We start from the raw sequence: 15,421 nt of genomic DNA on the forward strand, positions 1-15,421 counted from the left end.
CGGGAGGTGTCAGGCGCTCCGGTCGTCCCGCGCCGCGCTCAACAGCCCCGGCCAGTCATGGATCTTGACGGATCCGCGGCCCAGCGAGCGCCCCAGCGCGGCCTCGGCCCGCTCGATCGCCCGCCAGCCGTCCCATTCCACGGGCCGCACCCCGGCGGCGAGCAACCCGTCCAGCGGATCCCGCGCCGGTTCCGCGCCCATGAGCGCGGGAGCGTCGGCGACCAGGGACGCCACCGTCTCCTTGGCGCACGGCCGGTTCGTGCCGATGACCCCGGTGGGGCCGCGCTTGATCCATCCCGCGACGTACTCGCCGGGCGAGACGACGCCCCCGCGCAGCACCCGCCCCGCCGCGTGCGGCACCGTCCCGAGCACCGGGTCGAACGGCAGCCCCTGAACGGGCACCCCGCGGTAGCCCACGGAGCGGAGCACCAGCTCCGCCCCGATCTCCTCGTACGTGCCCGTCCCGCACACGCCCCCGAGCCCGTCCGGCCGGGTCCGCTCGAAACGCACCCCCGCGACCCGGCCGCGCGCCCCGACGATCTCGACGGGCCGCAGGAAGAACCGCAGATGGATCCGGCGGGCGGCGCCCAGGGCCGGGCGGCCCGCCCAGCCGCGCAGCACCTCCACGTTCCGGCGGGCGGCGGCGGGCAGCGCGGCGGGCTCGCGGTAACCGGGGTCCAGGGCCAGCTCGGCGTCCTCCACGACGATCCCGGTGTCCGGCAGGGCGCCGAGTTCGCGCAGTTCCTTGGTGGTGAAGCGGGCCTGCGACGGGCCGCGCCGCCCCACCATGTACACGTCCCGCACCTCACTCGCGGCCAGCACCCCGAGCGCCGCGTGCGGCATGTCGGTGGGCAGCAGCTCGGCCGCGCCGCGGGCCAGCATGCGCACCACATCGACCGCCACGTTCCCGACGCCGATCGCGACGGCCGAGCGCACACCCCGGACGAAACCGTCGTCGCGGGCGTCCGGATGCGCGCTGTACCAGGCCACGAAGTCGGTCGCCGACCAGCTCCCGGGCAGGTCCTCGCCCGGCACGTCGAGCCGCCGGTCGGCCGCGGCGCCCACGCAGTAGACGACCGCGTCGTACAGCTCGAGAAGCGACGCGGGCGGCAGCGCGGGGCCGACCTCGACGCCGCCGAGGAAGCGGACCCGCTCGTCCTGCAGCACCGTCCGCAGCGTGCCCTGCAACGACTTGATCTTCTCGTGGTCGGGCGCGACCCCGTACCGCACCAGGCCGTACGGGCACGGCAACCGGTCGAGCACGTCGACGCGGACGCCCGCGAGCCCGCCCGGCTGCACAAGACTCTGGGCGGTGTAGACCCCGCTGGGCCCCGATCCGACGACGGCGATGTGCGGCACAAGCGGCTCCTTCCGCGAGTGCGCTGCTGTTCCTCAGCATGACACCGACGGACGTCACCGGGGAGGCCCCGACCGGTACGAGAGGCGCCGGGTGCCCCCACGCGGCCCGGGCCGGGCGCGCTCAGAGCATGTCGCGCATCCGGCTGATCTCGGTCGTCTGCTGGGCGATCACGTCGTCCGCCATCTCCTCCACCTGCACGTCGTTCCCCTCGCTCTTCACCTCCGTGGCCATCGTCACGGCCCCCTGGTGGTGGGTGATCATCAGCTTCAGGAACAACGCGTCGAAGTCCTTGCCCCGCGCGGCCCGCAATGTCTTCAGCTGCGCCGCCGTCGCCATCCCCGGCATCGACTCGTGCCCCTCGTGCCCGGCCGGGGTCTCGTCGCGCCCGTGCTGCTTCAGCCAGCCGCGCATCGAGTCGATCTCGGGTCCCTGGGCGGCGGCGATCCGCTCGGCGAGGCGCTTGAGCTGCCCCGACTCCGCTTGTTCCGGGGCGAGTTCGGTCATCTCCAGCGCTTGTTGGTGATGCTGGATCATCAGGTGCGTGTAGCGCACGTCGGCCGAATTGGGCCCGTCGTCCGCGCCGCGCCGCTGCGCGTCCTGCGCCGAGAGGGTCTCCGCGGCCTCCCCGGGCCTGCCCGGCGCGATCACCGAAGGGCCGCCGGACGCGGCCGAGTCGGTGTGTTCCGGCCCTCCCGAGTCGCACCCGGTCAACCCCAGCGCGAGTGCCGCGAGCAGCGCGGGAACAGCAACTTTGATGACGAGTTCGTTGCCACCTGTTGATCTGTGCATGATGAAGACGATACTCGGGGGATCCGTGAACCGTTCACGTATCAATGACGTCATCGTCAGTCAGGGAGACAGCAGTGACCCTGTTGCAGGACTCCACCCGAACGCGCCGCAGACGCCTGGGAGTCGGGGCGGCCGCCGCCGGCCTCCTCGCCGCACTCCTGGCCGCAGGACCGGTGTCGGCCACGCCCGACCCGGGCGACGGATCCGCGGCGCCCAAGAGCGTGTCGCAGAGCGCCGAGACCGAGGCCCGGGCGGCCATCGCCGCCGGTGAGATACCCGGCCAGGACGAGATCGTCCACTCCGGCAACATCGAGCACCTCACCAACATCCCCAAGGACGCGCTCCCTGGCTTCAACACGGACCTCGCGTTCCAGGGCAGGTACGCCTTCGCCGGGAACTACGACGGTTTCCGCATCTACGACATCAGCAACCCGAAGGCGCCCAGGACCGTCTCGCAGGTCCTGTGCCCGGGCTCGCAGAACGACATCTCGGTCTCCGGGAACCTGCTGTTCCTGTCCACGGACAGCTCCCGCAGCGACAACTCCTGTGCCTCCACCACCCAGCCCGCGACCGAGAAGTCGTCGTGGGAGGGGATGAAGGTCTTCGACATCAGCGACAAGCGGAACCCGAAGTACGTCGCCGCCGTCGAGACCGCGTGCGGCTCGCACACCCACACGCTGGTGCCGGAGAAGAAGAACGTCTACGTCTACGTCTCCTCGTACTCGCCGAGCGCGACGTTCCCCGACTGCCGGCCGCCGCACGACGGCATCTCGGTCATCAAGGTGCCGCGCAAGGCCCCGCAGAAGGCGGCCGTCGTCAACTTCCCCGTCCTGTTCCCCGGTACGGGCGCGGACGGCGGCGGCAACCCGGGCGCTCCCACCAACCCCGGCGTCTCCAAGACCACGGGCTGCCACGACATCACGGTGCTGCCCTCCAAGGACCTGGCCGCCGGTGCCTGCATGGGTGACGGCATCCTCTTCTCCATCAAGGACCCGGAGAACCCGAAGATCATCGACCAGGTGCAGGACAACGTGAACTTCGCGTTCTGGCACTCGGCGACCTTCAACCAGAAGGCGAACAAGGTCGTCTTCACCGACGAGCTCGGCGGCGGCGGCGCGGCCACCTGCAACGCCGAGATCGGTCCCGACCGCGGCGCGGACGGCATCTACGACATCGTCGGCAAGGGCGACAAGCGCAAGCTCGTCTTCCGCAGCTACTTCAAGATCCCCCGCCACCAGGCCGACACCGAGAACTGTGTCGCGCACAACGGCTCGCTGATCCCCGTCAAGGGCAAGGACCTCATGGTCCAGGCGTGGTACCAGGGCGGCGTCTCGGTCTGGGACTTCACGAACTCGGCCGCGCCCAAGGAGATCGGCTACTTCGAACGCGGCCCGGTGTCCACCGACGCGCTGGTCGTCGGCGGCTCCTGGTCGGCGTACTACTACAACGGCTACATCTACTCCAACGACATCCAGAAGGGCTTCGACGTCCTGAAGCTCAGCGACAAGCGCACGGATCCGGCCAAGCGGGTCCACGTGGGCGAGCTGAACGTCCAGACGCAGCCGGACTACTTCGACTGACCTGACTGACCTGACTGACCCGGCTGCTCGGGCTGATCCGGCCGCTCCGGTCGCGTCCGCTCGAAGTAGCGTGAGAAATCGGCCGGCCGGTCATGTGCGGGGCTCTCGCCCGGTGACGCGTCCTCACTGTCACCCGGCGGGAAGCCCCGCTCCCATTCCAGGCCGTAGCGGCGGAACAGCTCGGCGCGCAGCGTCACCAGCGGCATCGGCGCACCCGGCACGAGCATCGCGAAGACCGCGCCCATCAGCACGGCGCGCAGCAGCGGGTAGTCCCGGTCGACGTCGAGCGTGCCGTGGCGCAGCACTGTGTCGCGCAGCAGCGCGGCGAGCCGCTGCTGCTCGGGGCATTGCACGAACCCCTCGGCCTGGAGGATCCCCGCCATGTGCGTGCGCATGAGGAGCGGCTGGTCGCGGGCGAGACCCAGGATCGCGTCGACGGCCCGGGCGAGACGCTCGTCCCCGTCCTGCGTCCGCGGCTCGCACTCCAGGGCCTCTTCGAGGGTCCGGTGCATCAGCCGGTGCACGGCGGACTGCAACAGCTGGCGCTTGCCGGGGAAGTAGTACGAGACCAGCCCCCGTGCCGAGCCGGCCCGGTCCGCGATGGCGCCAAGAGTCGTCGCGTCGTACCCGCGCTCCCCGACGAGTTCGAGCGTCGCCTGAAGGAGCCGTTCGCGGGAACGCCTGCGCAACTCCTCATTGACCGATGCGCTGCGGGGGGACATCCTTGACTCCTGCGTTGACTGGCTTCCAGCCAACTATACTCAACGCGGCCCGGCCACCGGCCTTCCGGTGCGGTGCGCGCGGGTGGGCCGGCCGTATCGGGCGACGCGGGGGATCGTCCGATACGGCCGCCTCAAGGGGTCGGCCTCCGGACGGTGTCGGCGCTGCCCGGGGGCCGATCCGGCTGCTGGCGAGAGGGGGCGTACGCCGCTCCGCCGCCCTGACTTCCTCGGTGACCTGCAGGTATCGCGACCGGCCTTGCGGTGCGGGCCTGGGAGATATCTGGGAGGGGGAGGGTCTCGGCCCGCGGGCCGAGACCCTCCCCCTCATCGTCGAGATCGTCCCGACAAGTGAAGGGTCACGGGCTGTCGCGGTTACTGGGATCTACCAGGCGTCCATCTCATCGATGTGTGCCTGCAGCACCTCGGCAATCTCTTGAACGTCGCCTACCGCAGGGATCCGCGAGTACGTGGTCAGCCCGATCTCGAGAGCGAGCTCGCTGGTGAAGCTCACAAGATCGGGCGCCGAGGCGTAGTTGTCACGCAGCCATCGCGCCAGGACCGCAGCTTCGTCCGCGGCGGCGTCCAGAGCCAGGATGCTGCCCACTCTCGGATGAGGGGGGGTGACCAGCCCCTCCATGCGTGCACCGTCGCCGAGCGGCAGGTCGAAGGAGAGAGTGTCGGCCTGCTGCGGGCCAAGTCCACCCACGGGTTCCGTCTCGGTCCCGGGGAAGCCCTGCATCAGGCGATCGGCGAAATCGTCCAGTTCAAGGTTCCAGGCCCCTGCGTCGTCCACGGGCGGCGCGAAGCTGAAGGTGGTGCGCCGGGCGTTCGGGTCTGCCAGCCCTATAGATGCCTGGATCATGTTCTCCGAGACGACCTTCAGGTCAGGCGGCAACCCCATGTGAACCCCCGTTCTCTTCGTGCACCTGCCAGCCGTTGTACCGCAGACAAGATCTCTCAGCGACGCCGGGCCCCGAGATCGACTGACAGGCGATCGTGGGACGATCACGAGTTTGTGGCCTCAAGTGGCTCCTCGCCCTTGTCGGCCTTCCCCACCAAAACTGTCACAGCGGAGCCCCCGGCACCGCACCACGGGCCAACAGCGCGCCCTCATGCGTAACCACAGCATCTGCGATCGCGGCAGAGACGCTCATCCTCAACTCATGCTCTGAGCCGAGCCATTGCCGGTGTGTCGCAGCCCGTGGATGGACATCATGCCGGGCATGAACCCCGCGCCGCTCGCCGCCGAGTCCACGACACGGTACTTGCCTGTCTCCGGACTCATCGCCGCAGCCATCGCCCTCGCCGCGGTCCTTTGGCTTACGCATCGGGCGCGCGCCAAGCTCGCGCCAGTGACCGACGAGGAACGCACCAAGCGGGCCAACCGGCAGGCCATACGTACAGCAGTCGGCGGCATTGCTGGCGCCACTGTCTTCGTCCTCCTCTTCTGGCAAGGACCCTGGTGGTTCGACGGTCTCCACATCCGCACGACGCAACTCGACTCGGCCGACGGCGTCGTCATCACTGGCTTCCGTACCGGCCTCGTCGCCCTCACCGCAGGCGTCATCGCCGCAGCCGGCCTGTACTACACGCGGGAGAAACACCGCCTTGAGCGGGACCAGTTCGAGCACGCCCAGAAGCAGTTCGCCGAGAATCAGAAGCAGTTCGAGACGACACTCCGCGAGACACAGGAAGGTCAAGTCACCGGTCGTTACGTCGAAGCCATCAAGCTTCTCGGTTCGGACAGCGTCACTCAACGCCTTGGCGGCCTCTACAGCCTCGGACGCATCATGGTCGACAGCCAACGCGACCGATGGCCCATCGCCGAAGTACTCGCCGCCTTCGTGCGCCTGCGCGCCGCAAAAGGCACTGTCGGTTTCCCCGACAGCCGACTCGACGTCCATGCCGCGCTCACCGTGCTCGGTAGAAACCCGCTCGGCAACTACCGACGACTCAACCTGTCCCAAACCGATCTACGGGGCTACCGCCTGCACGGCCTTTGTTTCGACCTCATTGATTTCGACGGAGCCGACCTGTCCGGGGCAAGATTCGGAGGGTCCTCGTTCGTCCGCGCCTCATTTCGCGACGCCGTGCTCAACGAAACAGACCTCTTTCAGACCACGCTCAACCGTGCAGATTTTACAAACGCCGACCTGACAGGCGCCAACCTGGCATGGGCCGTACTCCCAAAAGCGACGATCGCCTCAGCAACCATGGAAGACGTCAAACTCCACCATGCATGGCTAGCCAACACGCGAGGGCTGGCCCACGACCAAGTCCTCGGCAGCCGATACGACACCACCACCAACTTCCCCGCGGGCATCGCCAGCTGGCTGAAGACCTATGACGAGGAGGTCGCCAGAGCGATGAACGAAACCGGCACCACGACCGAGGAGACAGAGACTCAGTCGAACTGACTCCGCTAACGCGCGATGATGCCCTCCGCCGGGCCAATGGGGCACTGACGTGCATCAGCTGGACGGCCCGACGATCTGCACGATGTACACGCGGCGCCGAGGACGGTGCAACTGATACGACACCACCCACGGTGTCTCCGCCACCTGCAACAAGCCACTCACGCCGGGATCGCCGTACTTCGGATCATCCGAGTACTTGACCTCGGCCGCAGCAACCAAGCGTGCCGCGATCCCGTCCACATGCAGCCGCTGTTCGGTAGTGAGGCCCGACCACGACGACCGGGCATGCCCGTCGTACTCGAATCCTCAGCCGCTCACGGCAAGGCCAGATCAGCCGTGACCTTGTACAGCAGCTCGCTCATCTCCACCGCCACTGCCCGCGCCTCCTCGTCCGACTTCGCCGCACCCATCGCAGACTCCAGCTCCCGGATCCGGGCCGCCGTCGCGGGCACCCGGGTGCGCTCCACCCACACCGCCCACTTACGCAGGAACGTCGACGTGGGCGCGTCGCTACCCGAGGCCACAGACTCCGCCTCGAACGCAGCCAACTCCTCGTCGAACACCGCCGTCTGCTCCAGATCCAGACGTTCCACCGCCGCCCGAAGCGCCTCGACCGTCACAGGCGGACGGGGAACCAGCGGCTCCATGGACTCCGGGCTGCTGTACTGGTCAGACATGAGAGAACCTCCAAGCAAGAACAGGCAACGAGAGGTGCAACAGGCCACCACGAACCCGAGCGGCACAGTCTCGCCGCCTCAGGAGATCGCTTGGCCGGAACAGGCGAAGACACCACCTCGCCACACGGAAGCGGGAGCGAGGCCCACAGACCCCGCCCCCGCCGCGATCAGCCCCGCGGGACCTCCAGCCACTCCGGCAACGCCGACCGCGGCCGGCCGAACGCCTCCGGGAGGATCATCCGGGCCACCGTGTCCCGCTCGACGGCGGAACGGCCCGTCGGCATCGCCGGCCTGCCGTGTCCGTCCTTGCGGATCATCAACCGGCCCGCGGGGAATCGTCCGATCCGGCCGCTGGATCACGGCGGCCCGAGCAGTTCGAGCACGGGGCGCAGAGCGTCCGGACGCTGGTCCGCCGGGAGGTGGTCCACGAAGTGCACCGCGCAGCCCAGCGCCGCCGCGCCGGCGTCCGCCCGCCGGTCGTCGCCGACCATCAGGGTGTGGCGCGGGTCCACGCCGAGCGCCTCGCACGCCGCCGCGAACAGACGCGCGTCCGGTTTCGTGACGCCGTGCCGGTACGACAGGACGTACGCGTCGACATAGGCGTCGAGCCCGTGCGCGACGAAGATCGGGCGCGGGTCCCAGCCGATGTTGCTGACGACGGCCACCGGGACGCCCCGCTCGCGCAGCGCCGACAGCACGTCGCGGGCGTCCGGGTACGGGCGCCATGCCGCGGGCCGCATGTGACGGTCGTACAGGGCGTCGTAGAGCCGCTCGTCGGGGAGCGGGACCTCGCGGGCCAGGCCCGTGTACGCGGCCCGGTGCCGGGTGGCGTCCACGTCGCGGACGGCGATCAGCTCCGTCAGGTGCGCGGGGACGGAGACGGGCGTCGTCGTGCCTCCGGGCAGCGCACCGGCCTCGTCCAGGGCCCGTACCGCGCGCGTGAACTCCGCCTCGGGCAGCGACAGCCGGGACTCGTCGAGCACCGCGCGCAGCCATGACGCGGTGGACTCGATACGAAAGAGCGTCCCCGAGAAGTCGAAGAGCACCGCTTTGATCGTCATGCGTCCGATCCTGCGGGCCGGTGAAGTCGCCGGTCAAGGGCGCCTGTCGGGCCCCCGCCATCTCCCGTACGCCGCTGTCGACAGGGCCACCGTCAGCGCCCCCAGCAGCCAGCCGCCCAGCACGTCCGACGGCCAGTGCACCCCGAGCCACAACCGGGTCAGGCCCACGCCGAGCACCGACACCACCGAGACGGCCAGGGCCGCGCCCCACAGGACGGGCCCGGCCCCGTACCGGCGCAGCAGCCACAGGGCGAGCCCGCACACGACCGTCGCCGTCATCGCGTGGCCCGAGGGGAACGCCGCGTAGTGCGCCGAGTCCACCGGGTCGGACCACACCGGCCGGGGCCGGTCGACGGCCGCCTTGAGGAGCTGCTGGACGAGCGTGCCCAGCGCGCAGGTCACCAGCAGCCACACCCCGAGCACCCGGTCCCGGAGCCGCCACACGACGAACGCCACGATCACCGCGCACAGGGCGCGCATCGCCCACGGGTCCCACACCCAGTCCGACAGGACGCGGTTGACGTGGGTGAAGCCGGGCTCGGCGACCGCTTCTCTGTGCAGGGCCCGCACGATGCGGGCGTCCAGGTCTCTCAGCGGCGCCCAGCGGACCGCCACGAGGATCAGCAGCAGGACACAGGCCGCCGCGAGCGCCGCCGCGAGCGGGGCGCGCGGCCGGGGCGGGGAGTCGGGTCGCGCCGGGTACATGGGGAAGATCCTCACCCGAAACGGGCCGCGCACACTATCCCAACGCGCGCAGTCCCGGTACGAACGTCACGAGCAGCGGGGCCAGGGGGACCAGCGCGGCCGCCGCGGTCAGCCGCAGCCGACGGGCGGGCGTCAGCCGCGACGGCGCCGTGAGGAGCCGGTGCACCCGCTGCGGGACGTGCGTGTGCGGCGTCGGGCACGGCCCGAACACCCCGCGGTCCTCGTTGAGTTCGACCAGGGCCAGCGCGATGGTGAGCCGGCCGAACCGGCGCGAGGCCACGTCGTCGGCGGCCAGTTCGACCAGCCGGTGCATCTCGTCCCGGAACGCCGCGAACACCCTGACCTGCGGGAACCCGACGGCGAGCGCCCCCGAACAGTGCAGCAGCCAGTCGTGCCGCCAGCGCGCGTGCCCCCTCTCGTGCGCGAGCACCGCATCGAGCTGGTGCCCCTTGAGGCGGCGCAACGCGGCGGTGGTGATGACCAGTTGGGGTGTCGCCCCGGGCAGCCACCACGCGTCGGGCCGCTCACCCTCCAGCACCACGAGACGGTCGGGGCCGGGCTCCTCGCCGGGCAACAGGGGGGCGCGGACCAGGAGTTCGGTCCGCCGTCGGCTGCGCCGGGCCCGCGCCCCGCGCACCTCCCGCACCAGCATGGCGGCCGTCCAGACCCCGCCGAGCGCGAGCGCCACGGCGACGGTGGCCGCCCACGGACCGGTGGTGCGCAGCGCATAGGCGTCCACGACCGCGTGCGGAGCGGGCGCGAACAGATGGCCGCGCACCGCCTGCCACGCCGAGGCGGCGCTCAAGGCCATCGACAGGGCGCAGCAGAGCAGCATGCCCACCACCACGCACTGCCACACCCACAGCGCGACGATCGGCTCCCGCTCGGGCCAGTCGGCGCGGGCGAGCAAGCGCGGGGCGACGACAGCGAGAAGGGTGCCGAGCAGCAACAGCGCCACGGGGACCGTCATGGCCGTCAGCCTATGAGGACGGCCCGCGCCGGGGATATGACCTGGCGCCCCAAGTGACCTACGACACGGTTTCGTTCGGGCCGGGACGATCGTCGCGGCCGGGCCCGCGACGCCCGCTCTACATGGTCAGCAGCATGGCCAGCGTGCCGATCCCCATCGAGAGCCGGCAGGCCCGCGCCAGCTCCGGGCGGTCGCCCCAGCCGGCGAGCACGGGACCGCCGCCGGTCGCGGCCGCGGTGGACGCGCTGGGCACGAGCCGCGCCCCGGACCACAGGACGTACCCCCCGAAATAGGCGAGCAGCGCTCCGGTGAGGGCCGGGGTGCCCGCCCCGCCGTGGTGGGCGTGGGCTGCCGGACGCGCCGCCATCTCCACCGCCATGTACGCCATGGCGAACGTGCCCACCAGGTGGTGCAGATGGTGCGCCCCGCGCCGGGCCGCCCACAGGGCGCGCAGCGCGGCGGAACCGAAGACCGCCGCGTAGAGCAGCCAGGCCCAGGGGGGCGGCGTGAGGACGGCGGCCGGCACCGCCATCGCGGCCATCCCGAACCCCATGAGCGCCTCGCCGCCCGCCGTGCGGCGTTGTTCCTCCACCGTGCTGCGCATGCGCAGCAGGCAGTACGCGCCGGTCGCCGCGCACAGCGCGACGAGCAGCCAGGCGGCCGACTGCGGTCCGTGCACCCCGGTTCCCCCTATTCCTGCGGCTCTCGTGGAGATGCCCCGGCATGCGGGGGCGTAAGGCGGCGCAGGGGAGCACTGGCAGTCGCGCGGCCGCGCGGGGGCGCCCCGGGGAAGTGATTCTTTTACGAGTAAAACACCTGCTAAGGTTTTAGGTATGAGCAGTACACCTCCCGCCCCTCCGTCCCCGAGCACCACCGTCCGGCGCCTCCCCCTGGCGGGAGTGCTGCGCCCGAACAAGCCGTCGGACATCTGGTTCAAACCGGCCACGAGCGTCGTCGTCTCCGCCGCGATCCCGAACCTGACGCTGCTCGCCCTCGGCCGGCTCGACCTGGTGATGTACACGATGGCCGGCAGTTTCTGCGCCCTGTACGGGCACAACCTGCCGTACGCCGCCCGGGCCCGGGCCCTGGCCTGGGTCGTGCTCGGCATGTTCGCGAGCGTCGCCGTCGCCCTCGTCGCCACCTCGCTCACCTCGACCGCGGCCGTCCTCGTGCTCATCGGCGCGCTGCTCGCCGCCGCGCAGAAGACGCTGTGCGACGCCACCCGGATCGGCCCGCCCGGACACCTGATCTTCACGTTCATCAGCTCCGCGTCCCTGTTCGCGCCGCAGACCATGGGCCAGGTGCCGGGACATCTCGCGCTCACCGCCGGGGCCGGCGCCGTCGCCTGGCTCGTCGGCATGGCCCCCGTCCTCGTGCGCCCCCACGGCCCGGAGCGGCGCGCCACCGCACGCGCCCTGAACGCGGCCGCCGCCTACGCCGAGCGGCCCGGGCACGCGCCCGCCCGCGGCGCCGCCGCCGCGGCAGCCGTACACGCCGCCTGGCAGTCCCTGCTCGCCACCGGCGCGCGGACCGAGGCGCGACGCGCCCTGGAACGGCTCGTCGTGCGGGCGGAGGTGGCCATCGCGGCGCCGGACGACGCGGACGCCGCACAACTGCGCGCCTGGGCCGTGGGACTGCGCGGCGCCGGAGCCGTGCCCCGGCCCGCCCGGATCGCCGGGACCGACGACGAACTGCTCGGCGTCGAGGCCGAACTCGCGAGCGGGACGCCGTCGTTGTGGCAGCGGCTCGGCCCCGGCTCGCCGCTGCTCCCGGTCGCCCTGCGCACCGTCGTCGGCTGCGCGCTCGCCGGGTACGTCTCGCTCGCCCTCGGCGTCGGACGGCCCTACTGGGCGCTGGTCACCGCCGCCTCGCTCTACCAGGCCAACGTGACCCTGACCTGGAACAGGGGCGTCCAGCGCGTCGTCGGCAACCTCGCCGGGGTCCTCGTCTTCGCCGCCGTCGTCCCCCTCGCGCACCTCGGCCCCGCCGCGCTGGTGCTCTGCTGCATGGCCTTCAGCTTCGGGGCCGAGGCGCTCATCACCCGCAACTACTGGCTCGGCAGCCTGTGCGTGACGCCGATGGCGCTGCTCGTCACCGAGTTCGCCCGGTTCCAGGAGCCCGGTGAGCTGATCACCGACCGGATCGTGGACACCCTGGTGGGCGCGGTCCTCGGCGTCGCCGCCGCGGTCGTCGTGACGAACCGGCGCGCCGGTGACCACATCGAGAAGGCCCTCACCCGGGTCGACGCCGCCCGGGAGGCCGCCGAGCGCACCCTCGCCCCGGCCGCGCCGGGAGCCGCCGCCCTGGAGACGGCCCGGCGCTCGCTCGCCGCGGCCCTGGTCGAACTGCGCGCAGCCGCCGACACCGCGGCGGGGGAGTGGTGGCAGCGGGCGCTGCCCGAGGAGCGGGTGCTCGCGGCCGAGCGGAGCGGACACCGTACGCTCGCGGCGACGGTCCGCGGGCAGGCGCCAGGCCCGGCCACAGCGCCGGTCGCCGCCGTCGAGGAGACTGGTGGCACGGCGGGCGGCCCCAGCGGCGTCCGCGGATAGCGGATAGCGGCATCGGTCGAGGAAGGTCCGGTCAGGCAGCATGAGCACGCAGCACGAGACGGCGGCGGCGGCGAGGCCGCCCGACACCATGTCCTCGGTCGTCCGGCAGTGGCAGGCGGTCCGCCCCGACGTCGACACCGGTCCGATGGAGATCATCGGCCGCATCAACCGGTGCGCCGCACTGCTCCAGCAGGCCGAGGACGCGCCCCTGCGGTACGCCGGACTGACCCGCCCCGAGTTCGATCTGCTCGGCACGTTGCGCCGCACCGGACGGGAGCTCACCCCCGGCGATCTGGCGCGGGAGACGTTCTCGTCGGGCGCGGCCGTCACGAAGCGGCTCAAGCAGTTGCAGGAGCGGGGCCTGGTGGCGCGGCGCGGCGACACCCGGGACCGGCGGGTGTCGCACCTGAGCCTCACCGAGGAGGGACGCGCCCTCGTCGACGAGGTCCTGCCGCGCCAGCTCTCGTACGAGGCGACAGTGCTCGCGGGCCTCGACGGCGGCCGCGACACCGAGCTGAGCGCCCTCCTCGGCGAGCTGCTCTCCCAGCTGGAAGGCCGCCTCGGCGGCCCCCGCGCCTAGCGGGGCCGCACACGTCAGGTGATCGGGAGGTTCGGCTTCTCCGGTGCCATCGAACGCCCGGCCGCCTCCGACGCCATCACCGCGTGGATCTCCTCCGGCGACAGATACGCGTCCGTCATCTCGAAGTCCTTGAGCGTGGCGGGCCGGTTCCGCTGGAAGCCGGTGCGCACGAAGTCGTCGCCCGCGAGCGCGTTCAGCCCCCAGTTCGCCGCCGTACGGAAGCGCGCCGTCAGGGTCCGCAGCGCGCCCAGGTGGTAGCCGCGGGCCACGATCTGCGCGGGCAGCCCGGTGAGCTGCACCCCCATCGGCTTCGACACCGCCTGGATGCCACCGAGGTCGACGACGAGCCCGAGGTCCTTGTGGCGGTACGGCGTCATCGGTGTCCCGCGGAGCGCCGCGAGCACATTGCGCGCCGCCGCCCAGCCCTGCCGCATCGCGTGCTGCGCCGTCGGCGGGCAGATCGCGTCACCGCCCTTGACGAGGTCGGGCACCGCCGCGGCGTCGCCGAGCGCGAAGACCCCGTCGAGGCCCGGCACGGTCAGCTCCGGGGTGACCACGAGGCGGCCCCGGTTCGTCTCCGCCTCCAGGGTCGCGACGAGCGGGCTCGGTGCGACGCCCGCCGTCCAGATCAGGGTGTGGCAGGGCAGCTCGCGCCCGTCGGTGAAGGTCACCGTGGACTCGGTGACCTTGGCCACGGACACCCCGAGCGAGACGTGCAGACCCCGCTGCTGGAGGATCGCCATGGCCTTGTCGCCGAGCCTCGGGCCCAGCTCCGGCATCAGCTTCGGCGCCACGTCGATCAGATGCCACTTGATCACGCTGGGGTCGAGCCCGGGGTAGCGCTTCACCGCCGAGGTCGTCAGACGCTGGAGGTAGGCCGCCGTCTCCGTACCGGCGTAGCCACCGCCCACCACCACGAACTGCAGCCGCGCCTCCCGCTCGGCCGGGTCCGAACTGGCCGCCGCGAGATCCAGCTGCGAGATCACGTGATCCCGGATCCAGGCCGCCTCGGCGAGCGTCTTGACGCCGACCGCGTGCTCGTCGATACCGGGGATGTCGAACTGGCGGGTGACGCTGCCCGGCGTCAGCACCAGATGGTCGTAGTGCTCGACGGTGGTCTCACCGTTGATCTTCCGGACGACGACGGCCTTGGCCTTCGGGTCCACGCCGATGGCGCCGCCGGGAATGATGGCCGTGCGCCGCAGCATCCGGCGCAGCGGCACCGCGACCGACTGGGGCGTGAGCACGCCGGACGCCACATGGGGCAGCAGCGGCAGATACAGCTGATGGTCCATCGGGCTGATGAGCTTCAGCACCGCTTCGCCGGGCTTCAGCTCCTTCTCCAACTTGTGGGCGCACTCCATCCCGGCGAACCCACCGCCGATGATCAGAATCCGGGGCACGGTCGAGGTACGGGGAGCGGTCATGGTCGGATCTCTCCTGGGCTGGACAGTGTGCGGACAGGCGAGGAGCGTTCCCGGTCATGTATCCGGATCGGCGCCGCCGAATCCCCTGACTCAGCGCCATCCTGCGACGCGTCCGGCGTCGGCGCACGTCAAAGACCCGGCCGGGAACGGATCGGATGGTCCTCGGGGACCTCCACCACACAGATCCGGGTGCCGTCCGGATCGGCGATCCACATCTCCACCAGCCCCCACGGCTCGGTCAGCGGCTCGCGCAGCACCGGCACGCCCCGCGCCGACAGCTCCGCGTGCGCCGCGTGCACGTCCGCCACCTGGAGCCACAGCCGCGACCCCGGTTCCACCGGCGGTTCGGCCCGCCCCGACACCTCCAGGAACCCGCCGCCCAGGAAGTACACGGTGCCCCGCTCGGGCCCCGTCCCGAACTCGCGGTACACGGCGAGCCCCAGTGCCTCGCCGTAGAACGCCCGCGACCGCTCGGGGTCGCCGGGCCTGATCAGGACCCTGCTGCTCAGTACGTGAACCATGACGATGCACAGTAGTGCGACCGGGTTAACCTCGACGGCGCCGACAGGCCAGGACCCGTACGA

Annotated in this window: 17 protein-coding genes; 4 read left to right on the forward strand and 13 right to left on the reverse strand. The window is 71.5% G+C overall.

Annotated elements, in window-relative coordinates; genetic code table 11:
• Positions 1–9: 9 nt before the first annotated feature.
• Positions 10–1,359 carry a ferredoxin--NADP reductase domain-containing protein gene (locus ACZ45E_RS24135; protein ID WP_468223801.1) on the reverse strand — a complete coding sequence of 450 codons (1,350 nt, stop codon included), beginning with the start codon at positions 1,357–1,359 and terminating at the stop codon, positions 10–12.
• 121 nt (positions 1,360–1,480) lie between these two features.
• Positions 1,481–2,149, reverse strand: a complete 669-nt coding sequence (locus tag ACZ45E_RS24140) for a DUF305 domain-containing protein (RefSeq protein WP_468223804.1) — start codon at positions 2,147–2,149, stop codon at positions 1,481–1,483.
• 44 nt (positions 2,150–2,193) lie between these two features.
• Here ACZ45E_RS24140 and ACZ45E_RS24145 point away from each other — a divergent pair, with 44 nt between their 5' ends.
• A complete protein-coding gene (locus ACZ45E_RS24145; RefSeq protein ID WP_468223807.1) occupies positions 2,194–3,729 on the forward strand; it encodes an LVIVD repeat-containing protein in 1,536 nt (511 codons plus the stop codon).
• On the opposite strand, the gene ACZ45E_RS24150 is transcribed toward ACZ45E_RS24145, so the two are convergent.
• A complete protein-coding gene (locus ACZ45E_RS24150; RefSeq protein WP_468223809.1) occupies positions 3,717–4,451 on the reverse strand; it encodes a TetR/AcrR family transcriptional regulator in 735 nt (244 codons plus the stop codon). The genes ACZ45E_RS24145 and ACZ45E_RS24150 overlap by 13 nt on opposite strands.
• A 382-nt stretch (positions 4,452–4,833) precedes the next feature.
• The gene (locus ACZ45E_RS24155) at positions 4,834–5,352 is read right to left on the reverse strand and encodes a hypothetical protein (RefSeq protein ID WP_468223812.1); all 519 of its coding nucleotides are present in this window, start codon (positions 5,350–5,352) and stop codon (positions 4,834–4,836) included.
• 322 nt (positions 5,353–5,674) lie between these two features.
• Here ACZ45E_RS24155 and ACZ45E_RS24160 point away from each other — a divergent pair, with 322 nt between their 5' ends.
• Positions 5,675–6,868 carry a pentapeptide repeat-containing protein gene (locus ACZ45E_RS24160; protein ID WP_468223813.1) on the forward strand — a complete coding sequence of 398 codons (1,194 nt, stop codon included), beginning with the start codon at positions 5,675–5,677 and terminating at the stop codon, positions 6,866–6,868.
• 54 nt (positions 6,869–6,922) lie between these two features.
• On the opposite strand, the gene ACZ45E_RS24165 is transcribed toward ACZ45E_RS24160, so the two are convergent.
• The 7 genes from ACZ45E_RS24165 to ACZ45E_RS24195 form a co-directional block, all read right to left on the reverse strand.
• A complete protein-coding gene (locus ACZ45E_RS24165; protein WP_468223816.1) occupies positions 6,923–7,108 on the reverse strand; it encodes a hypothetical protein in 186 nt (61 codons plus the stop codon).
• A gap of 74 nt (positions 7,109–7,182) precedes the next feature.
• Positions 7,183–7,545: a hypothetical protein gene (locus ACZ45E_RS24170; RefSeq protein WP_468223818.1), complete on the reverse strand. Its 363-nt coding sequence runs from the start codon at positions 7,543–7,545 to the stop codon at positions 7,183–7,185.
• A 167-nt stretch (positions 7,546–7,712) separates the two neighbouring features.
• Complete coding sequence (locus tag ACZ45E_RS24175; protein ID WP_468223819.1) at positions 7,713–7,862, reverse strand: hypothetical protein; 150 nt, start codon at positions 7,860–7,862, stop codon at positions 7,713–7,715.
• Positions 7,863–7,901: 39 nt separating this feature from the next.
• Positions 7,902–8,606: an HAD family hydrolase gene (locus ACZ45E_RS24180; protein ID WP_468223822.1), complete on the reverse strand. Its 705-nt coding sequence runs from the start codon at positions 8,604–8,606 to the stop codon at positions 7,902–7,904.
• Between the two features lie 33 nt (positions 8,607–8,639).
• Positions 8,640–9,311: a phosphatase PAP2 family protein gene (locus ACZ45E_RS24185; RefSeq protein WP_468223825.1), complete on the reverse strand. Its 672-nt coding sequence runs from the start codon at positions 9,309–9,311 to the stop codon at positions 8,640–8,642.
• 34 nt (positions 9,312–9,345) lie between these two features.
• Positions 9,346–10,281 (reverse strand): M56 family metallopeptidase, encoded by a 936-nt coding sequence (locus ACZ45E_RS24190; RefSeq protein WP_468223827.1) that lies wholly within the window; start codon positions 10,279–10,281, stop codon positions 9,346–9,348.
• A 118-nt stretch (positions 10,282–10,399) separates the two neighbouring features.
• Positions 10,400–10,960, reverse strand: a complete 561-nt coding sequence (locus ACZ45E_RS24195; RefSeq protein WP_468223828.1) for a DUF5134 domain-containing protein — start codon at positions 10,958–10,960, stop codon at positions 10,400–10,402.
• Between the two features lie 154 nt (positions 10,961–11,114).
• Between ACZ45E_RS24195 and ACZ45E_RS24200 the strand changes: the two genes are divergently transcribed.
• A complete protein-coding gene (locus tag ACZ45E_RS24200; RefSeq protein WP_468223830.1) occupies positions 11,115–12,830 on the forward strand; it encodes an FUSC family protein in 1,716 nt (571 codons plus the stop codon).
• A gap of 40 nt (positions 12,831–12,870) precedes the next feature.
• A complete protein-coding gene (locus ACZ45E_RS24205) occupies positions 12,871–13,410 on the forward strand; it encodes a MarR family winged helix-turn-helix transcriptional regulator (protein ID WP_468223832.1) in 540 nt (179 codons plus the stop codon).
• Positions 13,411–13,424: 14 nt separating this feature from the next.
• On the opposite strand, the gene ACZ45E_RS24210 is transcribed toward ACZ45E_RS24205, so the two are convergent.
• Positions 13,425–14,837, reverse strand: a complete 1,413-nt coding sequence (locus ACZ45E_RS24210; protein WP_468223835.1) for an NAD(P)/FAD-dependent oxidoreductase — start codon at positions 14,835–14,837, stop codon at positions 13,425–13,427.
• A 128-nt stretch (positions 14,838–14,965) separates the two neighbouring features.
• Positions 14,966–15,358 (reverse strand): VOC family protein, encoded by a 393-nt coding sequence (locus tag ACZ45E_RS24215; protein ID WP_468223837.1) that lies wholly within the window; start codon positions 15,356–15,358, stop codon positions 14,966–14,968.
• Positions 15,359–15,421: the final 63 nt, after the last annotated feature.

The sequence above is a fragment of the Streptomyces sp. NPDC030991 genome, from assembly GCF_055571235.1.

What these genes read in the sequence shown, in the direction of transcription:
- ACZ45E_RS24215 (WP_468223837.1), bottom strand. Translation starts at nt 15,358, where the DNA reads ATGGTTCACGTACTGAGCAGCAGGGTCCTGATCAGGCCCGGCGACCCC.
- ACZ45E_RS24145 (WP_468223807.1), top strand. Translation starts at nt 2,194, where the DNA reads ATGACGTCATCGTCAGTCAGGGAGACAGCAGTGACCCTGTTGCAGGAC.
- ACZ45E_RS24210 (WP_468223835.1), bottom strand. Translation starts at nt 14,837, where the DNA reads ATGACCGCTCCCCGTACCTCGACCGTGCCCCGGATTCTGATCATCGGC.
- ACZ45E_RS24180 (WP_468223822.1), bottom strand. Translation starts at nt 8,606, where the DNA reads ATGACGATCAAAGCGGTGCTCTTCGACTTCTCGGGGACGCTCTTTCGT.
- ACZ45E_RS24185 (WP_468223825.1), bottom strand. Translation starts at nt 9,311, where the DNA reads ATGTACCCGGCGCGACCCGACTCCCCGCCCCGGCCGCGCGCCCCGCTC.
- ACZ45E_RS24190 (WP_468223827.1), bottom strand. Translation starts at nt 10,281, where the DNA reads ATGACGGTCCCCGTGGCGCTGTTGCTGCTCGGCACCCTTCTCGCTGTC.
- ACZ45E_RS24155 (WP_468223812.1), bottom strand. Translation starts at nt 5,352, where the DNA reads ATGGGGTTGCCGCCTGACCTGAAGGTCGTCTCGGAGAACATGATCCAG.
- ACZ45E_RS24200 (WP_468223830.1), top strand. Translation starts at nt 11,115, where the DNA reads ATGAGCAGTACACCTCCCGCCCCTCCGTCCCCGAGCACCACCGTCCGG.
- ACZ45E_RS24150 (WP_468223809.1), bottom strand. Translation starts at nt 4,451, where the DNA reads ATGTCCCCCCGCAGCGCATCGGTCAATGAGGAGTTGCGCAGGCGTTCC.
- ACZ45E_RS24160 (WP_468223813.1), top strand. Translation starts at nt 5,675, where the DNA reads ATGAACCCCGCGCCGCTCGCCGCCGAGTCCACGACACGGTACTTGCCT.
- ACZ45E_RS24140 (WP_468223804.1), bottom strand. Translation starts at nt 2,149, where the DNA reads ATGCACAGATCAACAGGTGGCAACGAACTCGTCATCAAAGTTGCTGTT.
- ACZ45E_RS24175 (WP_468223819.1), bottom strand. Translation starts at nt 7,862, where the DNA reads ATGATCCGCAAGGACGGACACGGCAGGCCGGCGATGCCGACGGGCCGT.
- ACZ45E_RS24170 (WP_468223818.1), bottom strand. Translation starts at nt 7,545, where the DNA reads ATGTCTGACCAGTACAGCAGCCCGGAGTCCATGGAGCCGCTGGTTCCC.
- ACZ45E_RS24205 (WP_468223832.1), top strand. Translation starts at nt 12,871, where the DNA reads ATGAGCACGCAGCACGAGACGGCGGCGGCGGCGAGGCCGCCCGACACC.